The sequence below is a fragment of the Flavobacterium sp. FG19 genome (assembly GCF_057809475.1).
This window is the reverse complement of sequence record NZ_JBMDKA010000043.1, coordinates 11960-37988: the sequence shown is the minus strand read 5'-3', so window position 1 is coordinate 37988 and position 26029 is coordinate 11960. Positions and strand designations below refer to the sequence as shown.

Annotated in this window: 25 protein-coding genes and 1 tRNA gene; 12 read left to right on the top strand and 14 right to left on the bottom strand. The window is 34.6% G+C overall.

Going from position 1 to position 26029, the window contains the following annotated elements; all coding sequences use genetic code 11:
• Positions 1-93 precede the first annotated feature (93 nt).
• Positions 94-166 (bottom strand) — tRNA-Lys (locus ACODST_RS26225).
• Between the two features lie 127 nt (positions 167-293).
• Between ACODST_RS26225 and ACODST_RS26220 the strand changes: the two genes are divergently transcribed.
• Positions 294-812, top strand: a complete 519-nt coding sequence (locus ACODST_RS26220; protein ID WP_488935053.1) for a shikimate kinase — start codon at positions 294-296, stop codon at positions 810-812.
• Here ACODST_RS26220 and ACODST_RS26215 read toward each other — a convergent pair.
• A complete protein-coding gene (locus ACODST_RS26215; protein ID WP_488935052.1) occupies positions 804-1304 on the bottom strand; it encodes a phosphoribosyltransferase domain-containing protein in 501 nt (166 codons plus the stop codon). The genes ACODST_RS26220 and ACODST_RS26215 overlap by 9 nt on opposite strands.
• A 316-nt stretch (positions 1305-1620) precedes the next feature.
• Positions 1621-2016, bottom strand: a complete 396-nt coding sequence (locus ACODST_RS26210; RefSeq protein ID WP_488935051.1) for an RNA-binding S4 domain-containing protein — start codon at positions 2014-2016, stop codon at positions 1621-1623.
• 79 nt (positions 2017-2095) lie between these two features.
• Here ACODST_RS26210 and bamM point away from each other — a divergent pair, with 79 nt between their 5' ends.
• Entirely contained in the window at positions 2096-3304 is a 1209-nt protein-coding gene (gene bamM / locus ACODST_RS26205) for a BamM family beta-barrel-assembly machinery protein (protein ID WP_488935050.1), read from the top strand.
• Positions 3305-3378: 74 nt separating this feature from the next.
• On the opposite strand, the gene ACODST_RS26200 is transcribed toward bamM, so the two are convergent.
• The 4 genes from ACODST_RS26200 to ACODST_RS26185 all read right to left on the bottom strand — a co-directional run bounded on the left by ACODST_RS26200 (position 3379) and on the right by ACODST_RS26185 (position 6463).
• Positions 3379-4332 carry a transketolase family protein gene (locus ACODST_RS26200; RefSeq protein WP_488935049.1) on the bottom strand — a complete coding sequence of 318 codons (954 nt, stop codon included), beginning with the start codon at positions 4330-4332 and terminating at the stop codon, positions 3379-3381.
• Positions 4333-4412: 80 nt separating this feature from the next.
• Positions 4413-5261, bottom strand: a complete 849-nt coding sequence (locus ACODST_RS26195) for a transketolase (RefSeq protein ID WP_488935048.1) — start codon at positions 5259-5261, stop codon at positions 4413-4415.
• Positions 5262-5508: 247 nt separating this feature from the next.
• Positions 5509-5808 carry a hypothetical protein gene (locus ACODST_RS26190; protein ID WP_488935047.1) on the bottom strand — a complete coding sequence of 100 codons (300 nt, stop codon included), beginning with the start codon at positions 5806-5808 and terminating at the stop codon, positions 5509-5511.
• A 115-nt stretch (positions 5809-5923) separates the two neighbouring features.
• The gene (locus ACODST_RS26185) at positions 5924-6463 is read right to left on the bottom strand and encodes a hypothetical protein (RefSeq protein ID WP_488935046.1); all 540 of its coding nucleotides are present in this window, start codon (positions 6461-6463) and stop codon (positions 5924-5926) included.
• Positions 6464-6723: 260 nt separating this feature from the next.
• Between ACODST_RS26185 and tgt the strand changes: the two genes are divergently transcribed.
• The 10 genes from tgt to ACODST_RS26135 all read left to right on the top strand — a co-directional run bounded on the left by tgt (position 6724) and on the right by ACODST_RS26135 (position 17060).
• Complete coding sequence (gene tgt / locus ACODST_RS26180) at positions 6724-7854, top strand: tRNA guanosine(34) transglycosylase Tgt (RefSeq protein WP_488935045.1); 1131 nt, start codon at positions 6724-6726, stop codon at positions 7852-7854.
• Between the two features lie 90 nt (positions 7855-7944).
• Positions 7945-9033: an LptF/LptG family permease gene (locus ACODST_RS26175; protein ID WP_488935044.1), complete on the top strand. Its 1089-nt coding sequence runs from the start codon at positions 7945-7947 to the stop codon at positions 9031-9033.
• A complete protein-coding gene (locus ACODST_RS26170) occupies positions 9020-9910 on the top strand; it encodes a DMT family transporter (protein ID WP_488935043.1) in 891 nt (296 codons plus the stop codon). The genes ACODST_RS26175 and ACODST_RS26170 overlap by 14 nt, the downstream gene beginning before the upstream one ends.
• A gap of 112 nt (positions 9911-10022) precedes the next feature.
• On the top strand, positions 10023-10976 hold the full coding sequence (locus ACODST_RS26165) for an acetyl-CoA carboxylase carboxyltransferase subunit alpha (RefSeq protein WP_488935042.1): 954 nt from the start codon (positions 10023-10025) through the stop codon (positions 10974-10976).
• 141 nt (positions 10977-11117) lie between these two features.
• Positions 11118-12662 carry a replicative DNA helicase gene (dnaB, locus tag ACODST_RS26160; RefSeq protein ID WP_488935041.1) on the top strand — a complete coding sequence of 515 codons (1545 nt, stop codon included), beginning with the start codon at positions 11118-11120 and terminating at the stop codon, positions 12660-12662.
• Between the two features lie 187 nt (positions 12663-12849).
• Positions 12850-13209 carry a hypothetical protein gene (locus tag ACODST_RS26155; RefSeq protein WP_488935040.1) on the top strand — a complete coding sequence of 120 codons (360 nt, stop codon included), beginning with the start codon at positions 12850-12852 and terminating at the stop codon, positions 13207-13209.
• Between the two features lie 261 nt (positions 13210-13470).
• Positions 13471-13863, top strand: a complete 393-nt coding sequence (locus ACODST_RS26150) for a hypothetical protein (protein ID WP_488935039.1) — start codon at positions 13471-13473, stop codon at positions 13861-13863.
• Between the two features lie 21 nt (positions 13864-13884).
• Positions 13885-14676, top strand: coding sequence for a sensor histidine kinase (locus tag ACODST_RS26145; protein ID WP_488935038.1), 792 nt, complete (start codon positions 13885-13887; stop codon positions 14674-14676).
• A 112-nt stretch (positions 14677-14788) separates the two neighbouring features.
• Positions 14789-15454 (top strand): response regulator, encoded by a 666-nt coding sequence (locus tag ACODST_RS26140; protein ID WP_488935037.1) that lies wholly within the window; start codon positions 14789-14791, stop codon positions 15452-15454.
• 346 nt (positions 15455-15800) lie between these two features.
• A complete protein-coding gene (locus ACODST_RS26135) occupies positions 15801-17060 on the top strand; it encodes an asparagine synthetase B (protein WP_488935036.1) in 1260 nt (419 codons plus the stop codon).
• Positions 17061-17062: 2 nt separating this feature from the next.
• Here ACODST_RS26135 and ACODST_RS26130 read toward each other — a convergent pair whose 3' ends face one another.
• The 7 genes from ACODST_RS26130 to ACODST_RS26100 form a co-directional block, all read right to left on the bottom strand.
• On the bottom strand, positions 17063-17869 hold the full coding sequence (locus ACODST_RS26130; protein ID WP_488935035.1) for an endonuclease/exonuclease/phosphatase family protein: 807 nt from the start codon (positions 17867-17869) through the stop codon (positions 17063-17065).
• Between the two features lie 50 nt (positions 17870-17919).
• Positions 17920-18150 carry a hypothetical protein gene (locus ACODST_RS26125; RefSeq protein ID WP_488935034.1) on the bottom strand — a complete coding sequence of 77 codons (231 nt, stop codon included), beginning with the start codon at positions 18148-18150 and terminating at the stop codon, positions 17920-17922.
• A 73-nt stretch (positions 18151-18223) separates the two neighbouring features.
• Positions 18224-18892, bottom strand: coding sequence for a response regulator (locus ACODST_RS26120; RefSeq protein WP_488935033.1), 669 nt, complete (start codon positions 18890-18892; stop codon positions 18224-18226).
• A gap of 12 nt (positions 18893-18904) precedes the next feature.
• A complete protein-coding gene (locus ACODST_RS26115; RefSeq protein WP_488935032.1) occupies positions 18905-20689 on the bottom strand; it encodes an ATP-binding protein in 1785 nt (594 codons plus the stop codon).
• Positions 20690-20691: 2 nt separating this feature from the next.
• On the bottom strand, positions 20692-22473 hold the full coding sequence (locus tag ACODST_RS26110) for an ATP-binding protein (RefSeq protein WP_488935031.1): 1782 nt from the start codon (positions 22471-22473) through the stop codon (positions 20692-20694).
• A gap of 3 nt (positions 22474-22476) precedes the next feature.
• On the bottom strand, positions 22477-24225 hold the full coding sequence (locus ACODST_RS26105; RefSeq protein ID WP_488935030.1) for an ATP-binding protein: 1749 nt from the start codon (positions 24223-24225) through the stop codon (positions 22477-22479).
• Positions 24226-24253: 28 nt separating this feature from the next.
• Positions 24254-26005: a tetratricopeptide repeat-containing sensor histidine kinase gene (locus ACODST_RS26100; RefSeq protein WP_488935029.1), complete on the bottom strand. Its 1752-nt coding sequence runs from the start codon at positions 26003-26005 to the stop codon at positions 24254-24256.
• Between the last annotated feature and the right edge of the window lie 24 nt (positions 26006-26029).

Genomic DNA, 26029 nt, shown 5'->3' with positions numbered 1-26029 from the left:
CCCAGGACCCCATCATTAAAAGTGATGTGCTCTACCGACTGAGCTATCGAGTCATTGCTTTCAAGAAACTTATTTTGTTAATCACAATTTTTGTGACCCGACTGGGGCTCGAACCCAGGACCCCATCATTAAAAGTGATGTGCTCTACCGACTGAGCTATCGAGTCATATTCGTTTCTTGAATGCGGGTGCAAATATAAGGAGTTTTTTTCGAAGTTTCCAAGCATTTTTATTATAAATTTGTCTTTTTTTTAGAAAAATTTACAACGTCTTAGTTTATAAGGTTTTATTAATATGAAAAAAATAGTGTTACTTGGTTATATGGGATGCGGAAAGTCGACAATTGCCCAAAATCTGTCAAAAATTACAAATGTTCCTTTTCTCGATTTGGACGTTTATATTGAAAAAAAAGCAAATTTATCTGTTAAAGAGATTTTCGAACAGCACGGAGAGATCTATTTTCGAAAATTAGAACACGAAATGTTTCTCGAATTATTACAGTCGTCGGAAGATACTATTATAGGTTTAGGAGGAGGAACTCCCTGTTATGCCAATAATCATTTATTGCTGCAAAGAGAAGATATTACTTCTGTATATTTAAAAGCTTCTATAGAGACTTTATACGGCAGGCTGGTGCATAATAAAAGTAAACGTCCTTTAATTGCTAATATGGACGAAGAGGAAATGAAGGAATTTATCGCAAAGCATTTGTTCGACAGAAGTTTTTATTACAACCACGCCCGGCATAAAGTAATAGTCGACAATAAGACTGTCGACGAAACGGTTCAGGATATTTTGGGGATCCTAGCTTAAAAAAGCATAGCTGTCCCCATTTTCGTCAAAAATAACCTGAACGTGTTCCAGTAATGAAGTAGATAAAGAAATGCCTTTAAAATCTGCTTTTACAGGGTATTTTTTATGATTTCGGTCTACTAATACAGCCGTTTTGAATTTTTTTAGCGGAACATCCAGAAAATGACGAACGGCATAAATTAAGGTGGTCCCCGAATTTAATACGTCATCGACCAAAACAAGTCCTTTGTTGGCATATTCAGAAGCTGTTAATGAAGTCTGAATTGGCAGCTGAGGATTTTGTTTGTCTACTGTTACTTCGCAAAGAGAAACCTTTAGGGTAGAAATCTCACGAAGCACCGAAGCAATTTTTTGGGCAAAAACAGAACCGTTAGAAGCGATTCCGGCAATTACAACTTCTTCTTCATCAACAAATGTCTCGTATATTTGATAAGCGATACGTTTTATTTTGTGTTCTATTTCCTGATTCGTTAAGATGATGTTTTTGCTCATGATTTATTTTTTTGCTAAAATACAAATTTTAAATACCAATAGTTAGAATTTTAAATCTCAAATTCCAAATTCCAAATTCCAAAATTCAATAAAAGAAATAGCTGTACGAACGAAATATTTTTACCTAAATATAAGGTGTATCAAAATTTTGATTTAATGTTGAGGTTACCGTTTTTTAGTTTTTTTAGTTTTTCAGTTTTAAGCGGGTTAACCCCGGCATTTGAAAATGAAGTATTATATAGAGTTATCAATACAGGAATTTGAGATTTGGAATTTGGAGTTTGGAATTTGGAATTTGGAATTTGAAATTTAAAAATTAAATATCCTCTTCTTCTTCATCGTCAATAAAGTCACTGCCGTAATCGTCAATATCCCTTCTGTCCTTTTTAGTCGGTCTTCCTGTTCCGCTTCTTCGATAGTGTTCTTTTGAAAGTTTCAGCATTTCCAGATGTTCAAAAGCTTCAGGCGGTGTTTCGTCTTTTCTGTAAATATCAACCAGCTTGGCTCCAACACGGTTTTGTGGAATATCGAGTACCGTTATAATTTGTGTAATCTGATCTTTTCTAAAGGTAATACGGTCAGTAGGATAAACCTCTTTGGATGGTTTTGCAATCTGCCCATTTACAGTAACCTGGTTTTTTTTGCAGGCTTCAGTTACCATGTTTCGTGTCTTGTAATAACGCACGCACCATAAGTATTTATCTATTCTCATAATTTTTCTAAAATCCAAGTTAAATTCTTTACAAAAATAAATCAATATTGTATCTTGCGCACCTAAAAAATTAACAATAATGAATAAATTTAAATATTATTTTGTTTTATTGCTTGCAGGTCTTGCTATAGTGTCTTGTAGTAAAAGTGATGATGATACTGAGACAGTTCCTTTGCGTGATTATCAGGAGCAATACAATGCTGATAATGCTCTTATTGAAGAATATTTAAATAGTTACTATTTAACAGTTGTAGATAAGCCGGGTGAGCAGACTGATCAGGATGTTACATTTACCAAAATTACAGATGCTGCAGCACAGCCTTCTATTATGTCGTATTTAAATAGTGCGTCATTTCCAAAGCTTATAAGAAGAGATATTGACCTGCACGGGATTGTTTACAAAATGTATTATCTGGTTCTAAGAGAAGGAACAGGAGTTTCTCCTATGAATACAGATGGTGTTTTAACAAGTTATAAAGGAGAGTATCTGACAAAAGTAGAGAAAACAGATACAGAAGCGGCCTATTTAAAAACCACTTTTTTTGAAGAAGTTAAGTTTCCTCAGACGACTATAGATTTGTATAATACCATTTTTGGATGGAGTGAAATTTATCCTCAGTTTAAAAGCGGAACCTCTACACCTCAGGGAGATGGAAGTGTGAAATATGAAAATTTTGGAGCCGGGGTATTATTTGTCCCTTCCGGATTAGGATATTATGCAGGTGGTCAGGGAGTCATACCGTCTTATGCACCGCTTATTTTTAGTATTAAACTATATGATGTAAGAAGACTGGACCATGAGTATGGTATAGTGAGCGGATCTGCTGTGGTTACCGGTGATGGTATTTTGGATATGTATGAAGATTTAAATGGAGATGGTTATGTACGTGATTACAGAAACACAACCTTGTATCCAAACAGTCCTGTAAATCCGGACGATACTGACGGGGATGGAATTCCTGATTTTCTTGATAGTGATGATGATGGTGATGGTTTTGCTACCTATTACGAAATTACAAAGCCAGCAGATCAGATTGGATGGGTAAATGGAGTTAATTTAGGAGCCAGATTGTATTATCCATGGGAAGCTACTTTAGACAATCCTGATACGCCAAATACAGATGAAACCGAACCAAGAGGGATTCCAAGAAGACCGACAGGACCTCTTAAAAATGATAAGGAGCAAGAGTCGATTAATAATCCAAGATCATTTTTGGAAGAGGATTATACAGCGGCAGGAAGAAAAAGAATTCATTTAGATAAAACCTATCCTTATCAAAAACTATAAGATAAGTTTTGTTCAGATATAAAAAAAAACCTCGAAGTAATTCGAGGTTTTTTTATGCTTGAAAAAAAAGTTGATTATTTTCTTTTGATTACTTTTTCGGCAGCAGCCACAATAGCCTGATTGTTTAGCTGGTATTTCTCCATTAATTGTTCTGGAGTTCCTGATTCACCAAAGCTGTCTTTTACAGCAACAAACTCTTGTGGTGCAGGATGGTTTAAAGCCAGTACTCTTGAAACGCTTTCTCCAAGACCTCCAAGGAAATTGTGCTCTTCTGCAGTTACCACACATTTTGTTTTGGCAATTGATTTAAGAATTGCTTCTTCGTCAAGTGGCTTAATAGTATGAATATTGATTACTTCGGCAGAAATTCCTTTGGCTTCTAAAGTTTCGGCAGCAATAAGGGCTTCCCATACTAAATGTCCTGTTGCGATAATAGTAACATCAGTTCCTTCATTTAATAAGATGGCTTTTCCAATTACAAACGGTTCGTCTGCAGGAGTAAAGTTAGGAACAACCGGACGTCCGAAACGTAAATAAGCCGGTCCGTGGTGATCTGCTAATGCAATAGTAGCCGCTTTGGTCTGGTTGTAATCGCAAGTGTTGATTACCGTCATTCCAGGTAACATCTTCATTAATCCGATATCTTCTAAAATCTGGTGTGTTGCTCCGTCTTCTCCCAGTGTTAAACCAGCGTGAGAAGCGCAGATTTTTACATTTTTGTCAGAGTAAGCAACAGACTGACGAATCTGGTCGTAAACTCTTCCTGTAGAGAAGTTGGCGAAAGTTCCTGTAAACGGAATTTTCCCTCCAATAGTTAAACCAGCAGCAATACCAATCATGTTTGCCTCAGCAATTCCAATCTGGAAAAAACGCTCAGGGTGATTTTTTTTGAAATCATCAAATTTTAATGATCCAATTAAATCGGCACATAAGGCTACTACATTTTCGTTTTTCTGACCTAGTTCAGTCATTCCCGCTCCAAAACCGGAACGAGTATCTTTGCTTCCTGTATTTTCGTATTTTTTCATTGTTTTTCTTTTGAGATGTCAGGTCTCCGGCAGATCTGGTTTTCTAAACTGAAAACAGTCTTCTGAGACGGAACATTTTTTTAATAATCTGCTAAAGTTGAGATGTTTTGAGCTAATGCATTTGCTAACTGGTCATTGTTAGGGGCTTTTCCGTGCCATGCGTGAGTATGCATCATAAAGTCAACTCCGTTACCCATTTCAGTGTATAGCAAAATACAAACTGGTTTTCCTTTTCCGGTTTTAGATTTGGCTTCGTTTAAACCGGCAATGATAGCATCAAGGCTGTTTCCTTCTTTAATTTCAAGAACATCCCAGTCAAAAGCTTCAAATTTAGCACGAAGGCTTCCCATCGCAAGCACTTCATCAGTAGTTCCGTCAATCTGTTTCCCGTTTACGTCGATAGTGGCAATAAGGTTGTCTACTTTTTTAGCAGAAGCATACATGATAGCTTCCCAGTTCTGACCTTCCTGTAATTCTCCGTCTCCGTGTAGAGTATAAATTAAATGATTGTCGTTATTTAATTTTTTTGCCTGTGCAGCACCAAGAGCAACAGATAACCCCTGTCCTAAAGATCCCGAAGCTATACGTACTCCTGGCAAACCTTCGTGAGTGGTAGGGTGTCCTTGTAAACGAGAATTTAATAGTCTGAAAGTAGCCAGTTCTGAAACCGGGAAATAACCGCTTCGGGCTAAAACACTATAAAATACAGGTGAAATGTGACCATTTGAAAGGAAGAAAAGATCTTCTCCGATTCCGTCCATATCAAAACCTTCTTTACGTTCCATAATGTTTTGGTATAAGGTTACCAAAAATTCAGTACAACCTAATGATCCACCTGGATGACCAGAGTTGACAGCATGTACCATTCTAAGAATATCTCTTCTTACTTGGATAGTTAAATCGCTTAATTGTTGTGTGTTAGGCTTCATTTTCTATATAAAATTTAAACTGGAGCAAAAATACTTTTTATTTTGTGGGCTGACAAATGATTTTCTGCTTTAGTTTGCCGTAATTGTTAAATTGTATTCCTTTTTTTATTAATCTTAAAAAAAATACCAAATTGTTTTAGATTTCCTGAATGAGACGGGTCAATTGAGGGTTTTAAAGCGAAATATATAAAAGAAAAAAGCCCGTAAAAGGCTTTTTGTTGAATTGAATGTTTTGAATTTGAATGATCTAGTCGTTGTCGCCTTCACTGTAGTAATTGTTTTCTTCGTCTTCGGAGCCAATTTCTTCCTGTTCGTCATCTAATTCTGATCCCGGTACATCCAGATTGTTCCCTAATGTGTCAGGTTTGGGTTTCTGCTCACGATTAGTATGGTTTATGCTTCTTTCCGTAGAAATATTTTCGGGATCTATATCCTCTAATTTATCGTCCTGATTGTAAATGTCCTCACTGGCAGGATATTGTAAGTTTTCAAGATTTTTTTCAATCTGATCTTCTTTAGCGGTATTTTTATCTTCTGAATGTATCATTATTTCTAAATTTTAATCTGACGGTTAATGTCATTTTTATTGCACTATTAAAATTAAGAAATAAATAAGCTGCCGGAGTTATATTTTGATAATGCGATTGCTGCAGTTTTTGCATTTAATGAAGGAGTTCTGTCAATGGATCATTCAGAGGAATATCTGTCTGCGGCTGCGGCAGATAAGATCCTTCTAATGAAGATTCCGGTTTACCGGTTACTTTATTGATTTTGTAGATTCCGTAGGCATGCTGGTTTTCTAAAAAGACAGAATAGAATTGTTCTTCTTCAGTAATGGTGATCTCAAAATCAGAACTAAAAGGACCAAAGTTTTTTTGTACAAAACGTACCGCTTTCCTGTCGGACTCAGAAGGGACATAAAAAATACTTTCTGTCAGATCATCAAAAGGCGAAATAGTATTTTGAATAAGATCTACTATTATGTCATATTTTATTAGACTTTCCTGTCCGCTCTTTAAGGGAATGAACCGGATACGTCTTCTGAAAAGAACAATGATTTCTTTTGAATTGGTCAAAACTTTTATATCGAAGTCGGTATCAGAAACACAAATGGAAGGCTGTTTTTGTTTCAGTAAAGTAACTGCCTGCAGAATGGCATTTTTCTTTCCTTTGGATTTTATTTCTTCGATAGTGGTAGTCATTTTGGTGTTTTGTGAATGAGCAGTAAGAAAAAATGAAAGAATCTAGAAAAGCGGAGAGATAAAATTTCATTTCGCAGTTGTGTTATAATGTTTTAAAATTACAGGAAACTTAAGAACGATACGTCACCATAAATGGTGATTTTCAGTTTTAATTTTTACTTTCATTTTCATTATGATCTAATTGGCAAATTTTCTACTCAAATTTTACTCAAATTGATTTATCTTTGCCGTCCCGAACGATCGGGAGAAAAAAGAAACAAATGAAGTTCGATTTATTACAAAAAGATCCGCAGTCTAAAGCAAGAGCGGGCAGTATTACTACAGATCACGGCGTAATCGAAACGCCTATTTTTATGCCCGTAGGTACGGTTGGTTCTGTAAAAGGAGTGCACCAGCGTGAGCTAAAAGACGATATTAATCCGGATATTATTCTTGGAAATACGTACCATTTATATTTACGACCTCAGACCGAAATTCTTGAAAAAGCAGGCGGACTGCATAAATTCATGAACTGGGATCGTAATATTTTAACAGACTCCGGCGGGTATCAGGTATATTCGCTTTCGTCAAACCGAAAAATCAAAGAAGAAGGCGTAAAGTTTAAATCGCATATTGACGGTTCGTATCATTTTTTTACTCCCGAAAATGTAATGGAAATCCAGCGTACCATTGGTGCCGATATTATTATGGCCTTTGATGAATGTACGCCTTATCCCTGCGATTACCGATATGCACAGCGTTCTATGCATATGACACACCGCTGGTTAGATCGTTGTATTAACCATTTAGAAAAAGTACCCTATAAATACGGTTACGAACAAACGTTTTTTCCAATTGTTCAGGGAAGTACTTATAAAGATTTACGCCGCCAGTCAGCGGAGTATATTGCTAATTCCGGTCAGCAGGGAAATGCCATTGGCGGATTGTCAGTTGGAGAGCCTGCAGAAGAAATGTACGCAATGACCGAGGTGGTTTGTGAAATTCTTCCGGAAGATAAACCGCGTTACTTAATGGGAGTTGGTACTCCTATAAATATATTAGAAAATATTGCGTTGGGTATCGATATGTTTGATTGCGTGATGCCAACCCGTAATGCAAGAAACGGAATGCTGTTTACAGCAAACGGAACCATCAATATCAAAAATAAAAAATGGGAGGCCGATTTTTCTCCAATTGATGAAATGGGGCATACGTATGTTGATACCTATTATACAAAAGCCTATTTACGCCACTTGTTTGCAGCCAATGAGTACTTAGGAAAACAAATTGCGACCATTCATAATCTTGGTTTTTATATGTGGTTGGTTCGTGAAGCCAGAAAACATATCTTAGCAGGCGATTTTAAGCCATGGAAAGAAATGATGGTTAAAAATATGAGCCAGCGACTTTAAGGGTTTAAAAGTTTTAAGTTTCAGCTTTTTCAGAAAATGAAATCTGTTAACTTGAAACCTGAAACTAAAAAACTTGAAACAAAAAAACATATGCTTTCAATAATAGATAAATACATCTTAAAACGATATCTCGGAACTTTTTCTGTGATGCTTCTTTTGTTTGCGCCAATCGGAATTGTGATTGATGTTTCTGAAAAAGTAAATAAGATGCTCGAAAACAAGATTCCGTTTATGGATATCGCATTCTATTATTACAATTTTACGATTTATTTCATCAATTCTTTATTTCCGATATTCCTGTTTTTATCCGTAATTTGGTTTACATCCAAACTGGCTAATAATACAGAGATTATTGCGATTCTAAGTTCCGGTATTTCCTTTACCCGTTTCCTTCGTCCTTATATTATAGGGGCAACAATTGTTTCGATTTTTGTTTTGCTGATGGGATTTTTTATAGTTCCGGCAGCCAGCGAAGGGTATAATAATTTTAGGTATACTTATCTGAAAGGAAATGGGAAACAGCTCATGATGGGCGAAAATACAAATGTATTCAGTCAGACTGTTGATGATGATATAATATTTGTGAATAGTTTTAATCAAGAATCTAAAACAGCATTTAATTTTACATTAGAACATTTTAAAGGCAGACAGCTCGTTTATAAAATTGCGGCAAGTAGAATAAAATGGGATCCTAAAACCAAAACCTATATACTTTATGATTATGTAAAAAGAAATTTAGGTGAATTAAACGATGTAATCGAGAAGGCGCCCGAGAAAAAATTAAAATTTAATTTTGAAATAGCTGATTTTACACCTGTCGTTTATATAGCCGAAACACTCACTTTAGGCAAGCTGATTGATTTTATTGAAAAAGAACGAAAAAGAGGTTCAGGAAACATTAATACCTATTTAGTAGTATTGTATAAAAAATACAGTATTCCGGTTTCTGCTTTTATCCTGACCATTATTGCAGTAGCTGTTTCTTCAATGAAACGCCGCGGTGGTATGGGAATGAACCTTGCCATTGGAATCGCAATTGCCTTTTCATTTGTGTTTTTTGATAAAATATTCGGTACTCTTGCCGAAAAATCTACCTTTTCACCTTTATTAGCGGTCTGGTTCCCAAATATTGTTTTTGGAATTTTGGCAGTTTACTTACTACGCAATGCGAAACGATAATTTAAAAAGTTACTTAAATCTTCATTTAATTGTTTTTATCTGGGGCTTTACAGCCATTCTGGGTGCTTTAATTACCATTGATGCCGAAAATTTAGTCTGGTACAGAATGCTGCTTGCCATGATTTTTCTGGGTGCATTTATTGTATTTAAGAAACAGTCTTTTAAGGTGCCGGTAAAAGAATTTTTCAAACTTATTTTTGTCGGATTGTTAATCGCACTGCACTGGATTTTCTTTTTTAAGGCTATCCATGTTTCCAATGTTTCGATTACACTTTCCATATTTTCTTTAGGGGCCTTTTTTGCTTCTTTATTAGAACCTTTGTTTTATGGAAGAAAAGTGCTCTGGTATGAAGTTTTATTCGGACTGGTTATAATTGCCGGTTTGGGATTGATTCTTCAGGTTGAGATTAAATACCTTACCGGAGTTTATTATGCTCTGGCAGCCATTATTCTGGGGGTTTTGTTTACTTTGATGAATGGCAAATTAATTTCAGATCATGAACCGTCGGTAATTACCTTTTATGAGTTTGGCGCAGGGGTTTTCTTTATCACAATTTATTTTTTGTTTCAGGGAAAATTTACAGCAGATTTCTTTGAGATGTCTTTAAATAACTGGGTTTTACTGCTTCTGTTGGCTTCAGTCTGCACCGCTTACGCCTTTACGGCTTCTGTAAAAGTAATGCAGCGGTTAACACCTTATACGGTTATGTTAACCACTAATTTAGAGCCGGTTTACGGTATTGTTCTGGCCTATTTTATATTAGGCGGAAAAGAAAAAATGAGCGTTGAATTTTACATCGGGGCTGTCATAATTATTATCACTGTTATCCTTAATGGTGTTTTTAAGCATTATCAGAACAAGAAACAGAACTTGTAATAGTTTCCTTATTTTTAAATTGCATTTTTATACTTTAAATAACAATTAACTTCGCCAATGATATAATATTTTTATATTTGCGGTTCGATTTACAAACAAAATTCAAAAATCCATGGAATATTTAGATTTTGAGCTTCCAATTAAAGAACTTGAAGAACAGCTTGAAAAGTGTGTTATAATTGGAAAAGAATCTGATGTTGATGTTACGCCAACCTGTAAAGAAATCAACAAGAAATTAGAGCAGACTAAGAAGGATATTTATAAAAACCTTACTGCCTGGCAGCGTGTACAATTGTCAAGACATCCTAACAGGCCTTATACGTTAGACTATATCAAAGCTATTTGCGGTGATACTTTCTTAGAGCTTCATGGAGACAGAGGTTTTAAAGATGATAAAGCCATGGTTGGAGGTCTTGGAAAAGTAAACGGTCAGTCGTTTATGATTGTGGGCCAGCAGAAAGGATATAATACCAAAACCCGTCAATACCGTAATTTTGGTATGGCCAATCCGGAAGGGTACCGCAAAGCACTGCGTTTAATGAAAATGGCAGAGAAATTCGGAATTCCGGTTTTAACTTTAGTAGATACTCCGGGTGCTTATCCTGGACTGGAAGCTGAAGAAAGAGGACAGGGAGAAGCTATTGCAAGAAACATTTTTGAAATGGTTCGTTTACAAGTGCCTATTATTACCATTATTGTGGGTGAAGGTGCTTCTGGAGGAGCTTTAGGAATTGGAGTTGGAGACAGAGTTTATATGCTGGAAAATACCTGGTATTCTGTAATATCTCCGGAATCCTGTTCTTCTATTTTATGGAAAAGCTGGGAGTACAAAGAACGTGCTGCCGAAGCTTTAAAGCTGACTTCATCTGATATGAAGAAACAAAAATTAGTAGATGACGTAATCCCTGAACCACTGGGAGGTGCACACTATGACCGTGAAACTACTTTTAAAACAGTAGCGGAATATATTACTAAAGGATACAACGAATTAAAAGATTTATCAACAGCCGATTTAATTGCTCAAAGAATGGACAAATACAGCAATATGGGCGAGTACAAAGAATAAATTCACATAAAATGACTGAAAATCCGAAGCCCTGCGGTTTCGGATTTTTTTTTGGTTATGAACAGCCGGAGCTTATTTATAAACAATAGAATAGTTATAACTCGATAACAATCTTTTTTTAAATTTTGTTACTTTCGCTATATGGAAAATTTCAAAAATGTAAACCCTGTAAAGGTAGATAAAACCACCATTATTAATCTCGAAAAAGGAAAATTACCACCACAGGTTATTGACCTGGAAGAGGCGGTTCTTGGTGCGATGATGATTGATAAAAAAGGGGTCGATGATGTAATTGATATTTTACAGCCTGATGCTTTTTATAAAGATGCACACAAACATATCTTTGAGGCAATTTTACAGCTGTTTACCGAAACACAGCCAATCGATTTGCTGACGGTTTCAACTCAGCTGAAGAAAAACGGAAAGTTAGAACTGGCCGGGGGGGATTTCTACCTGATTCAGCTTACGCAGAAAATCGCTTCTTCTGCCCATATCGAATTTCACTCGCGTATCATTCTTCAAAAGTTTATTCAGAGAAGTCTGATCAGGATTTCTTCTGAAATTATCGAAGAATCGTATGATGAAACTACAGACGTATTTGATCTGTTAGATAAGGCCGAGTCAAAACTGTATGAAGTAACACAGGGAAATATCAAACGTAGTTCTGAAACAGCTCAGAGTTTAGTACTGCAGGCAAAAAAACGTATTGAAGAAATTGCCGGAAAAGAAGGTTTGAGTGGTATTGCTACCGGTTTTGAAAAACTGGATGAAGTTACTTCAGGATGGCAGCCTTCGGATTTGATTATTATTGCAGCACGTCCGGGTATGGGTAAAACGGCCTTCGTACTTTCGATGGCCAGAAACGTAAGTATTCAGTTTGGACACGGGGTAGCTATTTTCTCTCTTGAGATGGCCTCGGTACAGCTGATAACCAGGCTTATTTCGTCTGAAACAGGTTTGTCATCAGAAAAATTAAGAACCGGAAAACTCGAAAAACACGAATGGGAACAGCTGAGTACTAAAGTGAAAAATTTAGAAAAAGCACCATTGTTTATCGATGATACGCCTTCGCTGTCAATCTTCGATTTACGAGCCAAATGCCGTCGTCTGGCTTCTCAGCACGGAATCAAACTGATTATTATTGACTACTTGCAGCTGATGACTGCCGGAGGAAGCGGTAAAGGAGGAGGAAACCGTGAGCAGGAGATTTCGACCATTTCCCGAAACTTAAAAGCCCTGGCAAAAGAGTTAAACGTACCGGTAATTGCACTTTCACAGTTATCGCGTGCCGTTGAGACCCGTGGTTCAAGTAAACGTCCGTTACTTTCGGATCTTCGTGAATCCGGAGCGATTGAGCAGGATGCCGATATCGTATCGTTTATTTATCGTCCGGAATATTATAAAATTGAAGAATGGGATGATGATGAAGCGTCTTCGACAGCAGGTCAGGCAGAGTTTATTATAGCCAAACACCGTAACGGTGGATTAGAGAATATTCGTTTAAAATTCTTAGGACATTTAGGTAAGTTTGATAACCTTGAAGAATTTACCGGAGGTTATGATGATCTTCCATCCAAAATGAATCATGACGATAATCCGTTTATTACTAAAAACCTGCCTTCGGCAAATGAAGCTTTTGGAAGCAACCTTAACGACGACGATGACGACAGTGACGTTCCGTTTTAATTAGAATAAAAAAGACTAAAATCAAAAATCTTTATAAGTGTAAAAGCTTATAAAGATTTTTTTATGCCATTATGTTTTATCCGGTATAATTTCACAAAATAATATTTCTTTAGTAAAAATTAATTCGGTAGTTTAGCGAGACCATAAACAAACAATTATTCTATTAACAAATTTAAATTTTAAAACTATGAATGAAGAAGGCTTCCCTGGACCTATTCAAATTCCATTGTCTACTGCCCAGGAATGGGAAAAGAGATATGATGGTGAATCCACATTTGCTGAAGACAAAGACAAAGTAAAAGCTTTTTTGATCCCCCGAGAAAGTTTAGAAAAAGTTTTAGAGCTTGGCACAGAAGCAGTTCGTGCTTATGTTGGAATCAATGACCAGAACGAAAGAACGTTATTTTTTGTTGGTGCAAAATATAACAAAGAAACAGGTAAATACGTAGATGTTTACGGACAAGGTCAGGGGGCTGCAGGTGCAAAATCGGCCGATGCAGCAGACAGTGTGGTTTACGACGGAGTACGTCCAAGCCCGCCATATTAATAGAAAATAAGTATACAAAAAGTGGATGACTTTTTAATTTACTCAAGTTATTTTATTTTATTAATAAATCTTGTACTTTATTCATTTAGCTTTTTCCGAAAGGAAAAAGCTAATGTTTTTTTTGTTTGTTATTTGGCATTTTCATTTGTTATGCAATTTTCGATGGAATTGATGTATATGCTGAGAATGAGCAATTTGTTTGCGGTAAATATATTTTTTATAGGACAAATGATAATGCTTGGACTCTTTTATAATTCATTGATGCATATAAAAAGCCAAAAAATATTTATTAAAGCGAGTTTAGGACTCGCCTTATTAGTTTTAGGAATACAATTATGGAATGATTCCAGTCAGTTTTTTAAGTTCAATTTGTTTGAAATCACCTTAACCTCCTTATTGATAGTGGTTTTTGCCCTCATTCATTTTTACAATATGCTTACAGAGAATAAAAAATTCTATTATGTCAGCGTAGGTCTTGTGGTTTATCTTCTGGCCAGTACCGTTTTGTTTTTGATCGGTAATCTTTCTTCAGGCCTAAGCAGTGATATAAAATATCTGACCTGGATGTTAAATGCATTTTTAGTTGTAATCTATCAGTTTTTTATTTTGTACGAATGGATCAGAAGTTTTTCTAAAACAGTCTCTACAGATTAATTCACAATTATAAATATTTATATGAGTACCCATTCGATTCCTGAAAAAGAACTTGTTGCCATTATATTGTATATATCGCTGTTTTTTATAATTGTAGCAGTGGTCCTGATCATATTTTTTTATTTCTCCAGAAAAAAAATCATACAAAAAGAGCTGGAAAAAAAAGATCTTATACTGCAGTACCAAAAAGAACAGCTTCATGCCATTATTATTACACAGGAAGAAGAACGCAAACGTATTGCTCAGGATTTACATGATGATATTAGTTCCAAGCTGAATATAGTGTCATTAAATACCCATTTGCTCTCGTCGCCTGATTTAACTGTAGAGGAAACAACTGAAATTACCGATAACATTATTAATTTAACGGCAAAGGCTCTTGAAAATTCCAGGAAAATCGCACACAATTTACTGCCTCCGGTTTTTGAAAAGTTTGGACTAAACGCAGGTGTAGAGGAATTATGTGATGAGTTTGAAACCAGTAAATCTGTTAAGACTTATTATAAAAATGAAATTGATTTTGATGATAAGGATATCGATCGTCATCTTCATATTTTCAGGATTTTACAGGAATTAATGAATAATTCCCTGCGTCATGGAAAAGCTTCTGAAATATGGATTTCTTTTAAAAATATAAACGGAGTTAATACCTGTCATTATGAAGATAACGGAATTGGTTTTAACAGTAAAAACAGTGAAAATCAAAAAGGATTAGGGATGAAAAATATCGACAGCCGAATTTCTTTTCTTAACGGAACCATCAAAATTGATTCTGAAATCAACAAAGGAATTGCGGTAATTTTTACTTTTTAAGATAAAAATATTAAATAATTGACATTTGTCATCAATAAAATAGAGTTCCTTTAACTTTTATTAATTCATATTTTGTAATTTCGGCATACCAAACGACCAAAAACAAAATAAAATGAATGCCGCTATTAAAATTGCTTTAGTCGATGACGAAGTTTTGTTTCGCAAAGGGATAGCTTTTTTATTGCAGAGAGAAGATAATATTGAAATTGTTTTCGAAGCTTCAAACGGCGAAGAGCTGATTACCAAATTGCATGATAATGAAGTAAAACCTGATATCATTATTATGGATTTGAAGATGCCGGTTTTAAACGGTGTTGAAGCAACCAAAATTATTCGAAAATCTTTTCCCGATATAAAAATTGTGGCCCTGACCAGTTATGATACAAAATCGTTTATCGCCAACATGATTCAGGTGGGAGCTGTAGCATATCTAATCAAAAATACCACTCCTAAAGATTTGATCAGAACTATTAACGAGGTAAGCCGAAAGGGTTTTTTTTACAATGAAAATGTATTAAAAACGATTCAGGAAACCATTGTTTCTTCAAAAAATTCAAAAGGCTGTCTGGAAACCAGTTTCCTTTCTCCTCGTGAAATTGAAATTTTACAGCTTATCTGCCAGCAAAAAACGACTTCTGAAATTGCTGAACATTTATTTTTAAGTCCAAGAACTGTAGAAGGGCACCGAAACAATTTATTACTGAAAACGGAATCAAGAAATATTGCCGGTTTAGTGGTATATGCAATTCAGAATGAAATTGCAGTTTTAACACTCTAGTTTTTTAACTGGTTAAAAATTGTATAGATAAAACATAGTACACAATTATTGTAAAAACAAGTACGCCAATTCCAATTTTTTGCATTATAGTAAAGCCTTTAGGCTGATTGTTACTGTTATTAAAATTCATAAAATTTTCTTTTTTGCAGGTTATCCTTATCATTCGGGATTCCAAATTTAGTCAGAAATTATCTTTATAGATTAGGTGTTTTTACCTGTTTTTGAGAAAATTTCCGATAATTTTGATTTTTTTTCCTTTTTATTTAACCTTTCTTTGGCGTTAAAACCGGAATTTCTGTTGTGTTTTTAAAAGCGTACTTTATATCTTTACTAAAATATTTTTTTGATGAAAAAAAGTTTAGTTTTTGCTTGTATTCTTCTGATGTCAATGAATGTAAAAGCATCGTTTATTTTACTTCCAATGGACGAGACATCGCAGCAGAATCATCTAAAAGCATACGGAATTACTTATTGGTGTTTAAGCAGAGATTATAAAGCAAGCTGGCTTCTTAATTATCGCGGAGGTTCCTTTTTATTGCCGGATGCCGAAGAAATCCGTAAAGAATGTAAAATACGCGGAGTTAGTTTTGAAGTGCTTTCAGATACTGAAGAGGCGTCGCTTTTAAACGATATTTCCAGTCCGTCACAAAATATGGAATCTGTTATTTTAGAAAAAGCACCTAAAATTGCTGTTTATACACCCAGAGGCAAACAACCCTGGGACGATGCAGTAACGCTTGTTTTAACTTATGCCGAAATTCCTTTTACCCCAATTTACGATGAAGAAGTTTTAAGCGATCAGTTGTTACTATACGACTGGCTTCACCTGCACCATGAGGATTTTACCGGTCAGTACGGAAAGTTTTATGCCGCCTATAAAAATACGCCCTGGTACATTGATCAGAAAAAAGATGCTGAAACCTTAGCTGCTAAACTGGGATACTCCAAAGTTTCTCAGGAAAAAGGAGCTGTTGCAAAAAAAATACGTGATTTTGTTATTGGAGGCGGGTTTATGTTTGCTATGTGTTCGGCAACCGATAGTTTTGATATTGCACTGGCAGCAGACGGAGTTGATATTTGCGAAACCATGTTTGACGGAGACCCGAGCGAATCTAATTATCAGTCCAAACTGGATTATTCCAACTCTTTTGCCTTTAAAGATTTTATTCTGGAGCGCAGACCGGAGGTTTACGAATTCTCTGATATTGATATGACAACAAAAAGAAGAATTCCTATGGAAAAAGATTATTTTACTTTGATGGAATATTCTGCAAAATGGGATCCTATCCCGAGTATGTTATGTCAAAATCATACGCAGCTGGTAAAAGGTTTTATGGGACAGACGACTTCTTTTAATGAAGCGCTGGTAAAGTCAAATGTATTAGTAATGGGTACCTGCGAACTAAATGGTGAAGCCAGATACATTCATGGCGAAAAGGGGAAAGGTATGTTTACTTTTTTTGGCGGACATGACCCTGAAGATTTTCAGCATCAGGTAGGGGATCCGCCAACTGTTTTAGATTTACATCCCAATTCTCCGGGATATCGTTTGATATTAAATAACGTATTGTTTCCTGCCGCTAAGAAGAAAAAGCTTAAAACTTAATTTTAGTTCAGAGAAAATTCAAACCAGACAGGAATGTGGTCTGAGATTTTACGGGCTTCTTCCATTGAACGGAATTTTTGATAAAATAAAATCGCTCCGGAATTAATATGTTTTACCGTATTGGGATTATAAAAAATATTATCAAATTCAGAGGCCAGACAAGTATTGGCTTTGCATTGATGTTTTAAAGTTGTTTTTTGTTTTTCCAGCATTGGAACATAACCCATTTTTTTTAACGGATTAAAAACGGTATGTGATTGCGGGCAGTTAAAGTCTCCCGCAAAAACCAAATTTAGTTTTGGATATTCCTGTGGTAAAAATTTAAAGTATTTTATTTCAGTTTCAGGCTGTTTACTTTTGGTAATGGCATGAAAACTGGAGAATGTAATGTTTTTTTTGTTTATTTCGAAGGTAGCGTAGTAAGGTTCGCGATCAATTTCGAGATGGTACTTTTTTTCAAGCCAGGCATTTCCTTTTAATTTTATTTTACGGGTTTTCCAAAGAAAAGCATATCGCTCTTTTTTGTAACTGTTTCCGCTTGTGGGATCGCTGATTGTATAATCCCATTTTTCGCCTTTTTCGTTCAGTAATCCCGCAAGTCTGGCCACGGCCTGCGCACCGCCATATCCTGCTACAACTTCCTGAATGGCTACAATATCATAGCCGGATACCGTATTGGCAATGAAAGACAAAGTTTCATCTGATTTGGATTTCCCAAAATTCTCCAGATTCCAGGAGATAAATTTTGTCTGGGCAGAGGAGGATAAACAAATAAAGGTAAAGAGTACGAAACGTATAATGATTTTCATGTGGCTTTAAAAATTCAAATATAAATATTTCAGTTTCCTTACCGGATACATTAGTGTTTTTTATATCTGTTTTTTAAAGCCGTTCCTATAATTATGATCTGTAAAACCAGAAGCGCAGGAATAAAAATTAGTTTCCAGTCTATTTCCAGCCATCCGGTCTTTTCAGAAACTAAGGCAAAACTAATAGAAAGAAATAAACAAAGGAAAAGAGTTTTCATAATGATTTTGTTATGGGTTGTATTGATTTTTTTGATTAAATCAATTTTGTATTTTGGTTTCATAGGTTAGGGGTTTACACAAAAATAAACCTATACAAAAGCAATTCCTTACGGGAAACCGTAAAAAGATGTTAAATTAAACCAAACCAAAGTCTTTAGCTATGGCTATTAAGTGAACATTGTTGTTGGCTTTAAAGTATATCTTCAGTTTATTGATGCGTTTTTCAATACTGCTGGTTCCATTAGGTGTAATAGAATTTGCTTTAAATTCGCTCGAAATATTTTCCAGTATATAACCTTTTGCCAGCAGGGATAAAATAGAAATATCATACGACTCAATTTCAATTAACGATTTATCATTGAAATTAAAATTTAAATCAGAAGAAAGGATTTTTTCTTCATTTTTCAAAGTCCTTTCTATCGCAGTTTTTAGTTCCTCAATACTGTTTCTGCTTTTGGTTACATAAGCATTTATTCCCAGTTCATCAAAAAGAGCTTTAATACGATACGATTTATCTTCTATCGAAAATACGATTTTTTTAAGCTGCGGCTGTACCTGATTAATTGCGGCAATAAGTTCGTCGCCACTTGTAAGTTTAGGTTTTCTGTGATCTGTTTTAAACGACAGGTCCGTGATCAGCAAATCATATGGTTCTTTTTCGAGTAATGCCTTTTTTACTTTTAATAATCCTTCGTCGCAATATTTTACATGATCTATTACAGGAATGTTTAACTCTTCAAGAACTTGAATAAGCACAATACTAATACTGTCCAGGTCTTCGGCAACTAAAACTTTTTTAAACATATATGGTTTTTATTATAAGGGAAATTTGAAATTAACTTTAAATCCGGTGGGATTATAATTGTCAAAATTAATAGTTCCGTTAATAGTTTTTATACGGTTTTCCACATTTTGGAAATGATTTTTTATAATTATTCTTTCATTTTGAGTTTGTGCCCTGTTATCACTATAGGTAACGAGGATATTTTTTTGTTCAGATTTAAATGAAATTATGGTCAGAGTTGAATTATTATACTTGTTCAGGTTCTGAAACGACTCCTGTAATATTCGATAAATTGTAATTTTTTTAATCTTATTGACTTTGTTCCAGCTAATGGTATCCAAACCGCTTACCAGTAAATTTAAATTCTGATTCTTAAAACCGGCAATCATTTCTTTTAAGGCACTTTCATATTTTTCATTCGTCACAATAAAACTGTTTTCTTTAGAAATAGTTCGGGTTTGCGTGTACATTTTATCCAGACGGTCTAATAATTTCGTTTTAATGATTTCATTTTCCAGGTCGTTATTTTGGACATAACTAAGAGTGTGATATACTCCTTGCGACAGTTCATTCTGAAGTTTGTTCGAAATTCTGATTTCACTTTCCAGTATAGCGGCTCTTTTTTCTTTTTTTCCTTTAACAGATAAAAAAAGCGGTAGTAATAAAAGGGTTACGAGTATAAACGTAATAACAATGGATAAGATCGTATTTCGGTTTTTTTGCCGCTGTATCAGCAGTTCGTTTTCCGCTTTTTCGGCTTTTAACTGTAAATTCTGCTTTTTATCTGTTTTGGATTCATATTTAATTAGGGTAAACTGATTTTTTGCCTGCTTTCTGCTGCTAAGTATACTGTCAATTAATTTTACATACATATGAGAGTATTTCTTTAGTTCTCTGCCTTCGTATGCTTTAATTAAACTGGCTAATGTGTTGGCTTTAAATGTAGGAGAGTTTGTTTTACTGGCGGCTTCATATTGTTTTCTAAGGTACATTTTTGATAATTCAGGATCACTTTTCGCATAAACCAGGGCCAGGTTACCATAGGTGCCTATTATTTCATAATTACGTTTTAGCCTGAGATGTATCTCCAGACTTTTTTTAAAACAATCCAGAGCTTTGGGATTGTTGGTTTTATAATAACTGTATCCCAGATTATTTAACAGCATAGCATAAACGTTATCTGTTCTTACAGAATCGGTTTCATGTCTGATCTTTTTTCGGGCTAAAGGTTCCAGGATTTCAATGATCTCTTTATGTTTATTTTGTACAGAGAGTACAGTAGTGATATCGCTAATCAGTTCCGTTCTTTTAAAGGGAGAAGTAGCAAGTTTTAGAGCTTTTATATGATATCGAAGAGCATTATTATAATCATAAGTAAAATAATAATTATAGGCGAGGATAGTATAGGTATTATAGGTGAATTTTGGTTTACTTGTTTTTTTTAAATGAGGAACTAGCCTTGACAGTGATTCTTCACAGGCAGTAAAGTTGCTTGTGTTTTGATACAAATTAGCAATAGATAATTCAGAATAAGCATAATCATCTGCATATTGATCAATAGGATCGCAAAGGTCAATGGCCTTTTTAAAGTAGATATAAGCACTGTCATACTGATACCGGTCAAATAGAGAATCGCCTTTGGTAATATTTTTCTTTATTTCGGCCGAATTATCTTTCTTGTGTTTTTCTACAAAAGAAACTGCCGAATTTGTTTTGTTTGACTGATACAAAAGAAGTGCACCTCCAAGTAACAGCGTTAGCAATATCAGGATGCATTTTAAAAAGATCTTGTTTTTTGTAAAGTCTGCTGCTTTCATAATTATATTGGAATTTTAAGAAATATCTTAAAACCATGATTGAGATTTGAATTAAAGGAGACTTCTCCTTTTATATTTAAAATACGGTTCTCCACAATCTGAAGTCCTCTTTTTATGATATGGTTCAGATTTACTCCCCTGCCATTATCCGTATATGTAATGTTCAGGTTTTTTTTGTCACTTTTAAAACTAACGCCGGCAATTGAGGCATTACTATGATTTTTCATATTGAGCAGTATTTCCTGCAGGATCCTGTAAATTATAATTTTTTTATGCCGGTCTATTGGTGTCCAGTCTACATCACTCAGACCGTTTAAGATCAGAGTCACATTAGAAGTTTTAAAGCCGGAAATCATTTCTTTCAGACTCACAGCGTATTTTTCGTTAGTAGCAATAAGGCTGTTTTCTCTTGAAATATTTCGGGTCTGGCTGTAAATTTTATCGAGATCATTCAACAGCTTTGTTTTATTTACAGTGGTTTCAAGATCCTGATTTTTAACGTACAGCAGCGAGCTGTAAACCTTATCTGAAAGTTCGTTTTTCAGTTTTTCAGAAATCCTGCTTTCACTCTCGTAAACGGCCTCCCTTTTTTCTTTTTTGCCTTTAACAGATAAAAAAAATGGAAAAAGTAAAAGAGTTACCAGTATAAAAGTAATAACAATAGATAAGATTGTATTTCGGTTTTTATGACGCTGTATAAGCAATTCATTTTCTGCTTTTTCTGCTTTTAGTTTTAAATTTTCTTCTTTATCTGTTCTGGATTGATATTTAATTATAGAGAATTGATTTTTTATATGGTGCTCGTCTTCCGTTATACTGTCAAATAGCTTTGTATAATTAGTAGTATATTTTTTCAGCTCTTCTCCTTTAGATTTTTTAATTAAACGGCCTAGTGCATCTGCTTTAAACGATGGAGAGACTGCCTTACAGGCGGCTTCATATTGTTTTTTCAGATACATTTTGGATAAGTCAGGATCTTCTTTTGCATAAACCATAGCCAGATTACGGTAGGTACTCACAAGTTCATAATGATGTTTGAGCCTAAGCTGTATGGCAAGGCTTTCTTTAAAACAGTCTAAAGCTTTTGGGTTTCCAAGCTGATAATAACTAAATCCCAGATTATTTAACAGCAGAGAATAAACGTTATCTGTTTTAGCAGAATCGGTTTCGTGTTTGATTTTTCTTCTCCTTAAAGGTTCTAAAATGTCAATAATTTCTTTGTGTCTTTTTTGTGCTGAAAGCGGGGGGCAGATGTCCGTAATTATCTCCATTTTTTTGAATGGAGTAGGGGCAAGTTTTAGCGCTTTTTTATGATATCGAAGCGCATTATTAAAGTCGTATGTAAAATAATAATTATAAGCAAGAATAGTGTAAGTATTATAAGTGAATTTCGGTTTGGTAGTTTTTTTTAAAAGAGGCAGTATTTTTAGTAAGGATTCTTCGCAGGCAATATAGTTATTGATATTTTGATACAAATTAGCAATAGATAATTCAGAATAAACATAATCATCCACATATTGGTCAACAGGATCACAGAGTGCAATGGCTTTTTTAAAGTAAACAAAAGCACTATCATATTGATAAAGGTCAAATAAAGAATCGCCTGTAGCAATATTTTTATTTATTTCTGCCGAATTGTCTTTTTTTACAGGTTTTGCTGCAGCAAGAAATAAACTGGTTTTGTGCGATTGATATAAAAGAAGTGCTCCGGTAAGTAATACCGTTAATAGTATCAGGATGTATTTTAAAAACATCTTGTTTTTTCTAAAATCTGAGACTTTCATGAATTATACCGGAATTTTAAGATATATCTTAAATCCGTTGCCCGGATCCGAATTAAAAGATACTTCTCCTTTTATATTTAAAATGCGGTTCTCCATAATCTGAAGCCCTCTTTTCACGATACCGTTCAGATTTACTCCCCTGCCATTATCCGTATAAGTAATGTTTAAGTTTTTTTTGTCGTTTTTAAAACTAATACCTGCAATTGAGGCATTACTGTGATTTCTCATATTGAACAGTATTTCCTGCAGGATCCTGTAAATTATAATTTTCTTATTTCGTTCTATTTTTATCCAATTCACGTCATTTAGTCCGTTTAATATGAGATTCATATCGGAGGTTTTAAAACCGGAAATCATTTCTTTCAGGCTTAGAACGTATTTTTCGTCAGTAGTAACAGGACTGTTTTCCCTTGAAATATTTCTTGTCTGGTTGTAGATTTTATCGAGATCATTCAAAAGCTTGTTTCTATTTGGAATAGTTTCAAGCTCGTAGTTTTTAACATACTGCAGCGAACGGTAAACTTTGTCTGAAAGTTCGTTTCGCAGTTTTTCGGAAATTCTGTTTTCACTTTCATAAACGACCTCTCTTTTTTCTTTTTGTGTTTTTGCGGCCAAATAATACCACAACAGCAGCAAAAGTCCCAGAACAAAAACAATGATGATGTATAAAATAATATTACGTTTTTTTTGCTGCTGAAGGTAAAGTTCATGTTCTGCTTTTTCTGCTTTGAGTTTAAGATTTTCTTCTTTAGTTAATTTTGAATAATATTTTAGGTTAGCGAATGGATTTTTTGCCGTTTTATGACTGGCCATGGCGCTGTCCTTTAGTTTGATATAACGGTCAATGTATTTTTTTACATTTCGATCATCTTCGGCTTCAATCACATGGGCCAGATTAATCATCTGAAGAGGTATTGACTTTACTTTACAGGCGGTGGCGTACCCTTTTAGGGCATAATATTTCTTTAGTTTTGGGTTGTTGTATTTTTTGTGATACTGGTAGAGCGTATGGTAATTACAGGATAAAAAATAATCGTCATTGGTTGTAAGGATGATTTCCATACTTTTAGTGAGATAATCCAGTGCTAATTTTTGATGATCGCCTAAATACAGATAACAAAGCCCCAGATTATATAACAGATAGGCATATTGATATTCTGTATTCTTAGGATCCGTTTTGTCTTCGGTTTTTTTCCTGGCCAGTTCTTCAAAGATATCAATAGCTTCCTGATATTTTTTTTGCTGCATATAGGTAAATCCAATATTAGATTTTATTTGTGCTTTTCGAAATTGGGATATAGCTGTTTTTAATGATTTTTTATGGTATACCAAAGCATTATCGAAATTAAAAGTTGAATAATAATTATCGGCTATTGTCTGATACAACATCTGATGATATCTCGGTCTTGATGTATATTTTAAATACGGAAGCGCCTTTGTCGAAACGGCTTCGCTGTTGTAATAGTCTCCGGCTCTGTAGAGAATATATCCTATTTGTGCTGTTATATAAACATATTGATTGGCGTATTTTTTTTTAGGATTGCAAAGCAGCTGGGCTTTATAAAAGTAAGGAAGTGCAAGATTGGGTTTTGAAACCTTAATCAGACTGTCTCCTGTTTTGGCTAATCGGTATATCTTGTAGGTATTATCCAGTATTTTTACTGCAGTCTGCTGTTTCTTTTCGCAGGCAGAAAAAACAATAAGTAACAGGAATAAAGGAATTAAAATCCTGATAAAAATGGGAAATTTCATTTGTTGGAGCATTGGCATTAAAAAAAAATTACAGAGGCAGTTGAATAAAAACTTTAAATCCCTGATTGGGATCCGAGCTAATGTTCAGACTTCCTTTAAGTTGAAGAATCCGGCTTTCAATAGTATAGAGTCCGTTTTTATAAATAATTTTATCAGTGTTTATACCTTTTCCGTTGTCAGTGTAAGTCACAACAATATTTTTTCCTGTTTTTTTGAAATTAATTCCAATCAGAGAAGCCTGGCTGTATTTTTTCATATTTACGAGTAATTCCTGCAGAACTCTGTATAGTACAATTTTTTTGTTCTTTTCCATTTTTATCCAGTTCACCTCATTTAAACCGTTTAGCAGTATGTTTATATCGGAAGTTTTAAATCCCGAAATCATTTCTTTCAGTCTGAGAGTATATTTTTCGTCAGTATGAACCGGACTGTTTTCCCTTGATATATTTCTGGTCTGCGCATAAATACCATCCAGATCATTTAAGAGTCTGGTTTTGTTTATAGTAGTTTCGAGTTCATTGTTTTTGGTGTAAAGCAATAGCTTATACACTTTGTTAGAAAGTTCATTGCGGAGTTTTTCAGAAATCCGGCTTTCACTTTCATATACAGCCTCTCTTTTTTCTTTTTTTGATTTTGATGTTAAATAATACGAGAGTAACAGTAAAACTCCAAGGATAAAAGTAATAATAACATACAAAATAATATTACGGTTTTTATGCTGCTGCATACGAAGCTCATTTTCTGCTTTTGCCGCCTTTAGTTTTAAGTTTTCTTCTTTGTTGATTCTGGAAAAATATTTTATGTTAGAGAATTGATTTTTAGACCTGTTCCCGTTTTTAATGGTACTGTCTTTTAGCTGTATGAAACGATCGATGTATTTTTTCACATTTTGACCATCCTCTGCTTCAATTACCTCAGGTAACGCGTTTATTTGATACGGTATTAAATTGGTCTGACATGAAGCGATATATCCCAGAATGGCATAGTGTTTTTTCAGCTTTGGATTATTATATTTCTTGTAATACAGATAGAGGGCATGATAATCGCCAACAACAGAATAAGGGTCATTTGACTTTAGATTTATTTCTAAACTTTTAGTAAAGTTGTCCAAAGCTTCCTTTTGATGACCGCCTAATCGCAGATAAGAAAGCCCCAGGGTATATAGTACAAAGGCATGCTGATATTCTGTATTTAAAGAATCTGTTTTGTCTTCGGTTTTTTTCCTGGCTAACTTTTCTAATATGTCTATAGCCTCCGGATATTTTTTTTGCTGCAGATAAATAAACCCTATATCACATTTGATTTGCGCTTTCCTGAATTGCGATATAGCTGTTTTTAATGATTTTTGATGGTATATCAAAGCATTATCGTAGTCATAAGTCGAATAATAATTATCGGCTATTGCATGATACAGCATTTGGTGGTATCTGGGTCTTGACGTATATTTTAAGTACGGCAGTGCCTTTGTTGAAACATCTTCGCTATTATAATAATCTCCAATGCTATTCAAAATGTATCCCATACGCGCCGTTATATAAACATACTGGTTAGCATACTTTTTTTTAGGATTACAAAGCTGCTGAGCTTTAGCAAAGTAAGAAAGCGAAAGATCAAATTGTGAGATATTAGCGAGACTATCCCCTTTTTTTGCAAGACGGTATATTTTATAAGTATTATCCGTTTTTTGTGTCAGAGCCTGTTTTTTCTTTTCACAGGCAGAAAAAACTACAAGTAAAAGGAATGCAGGGATCAAAATTCTGAATAAAACTGGGGATTTCATTTATTGGGTCTTTGATACTAAAAT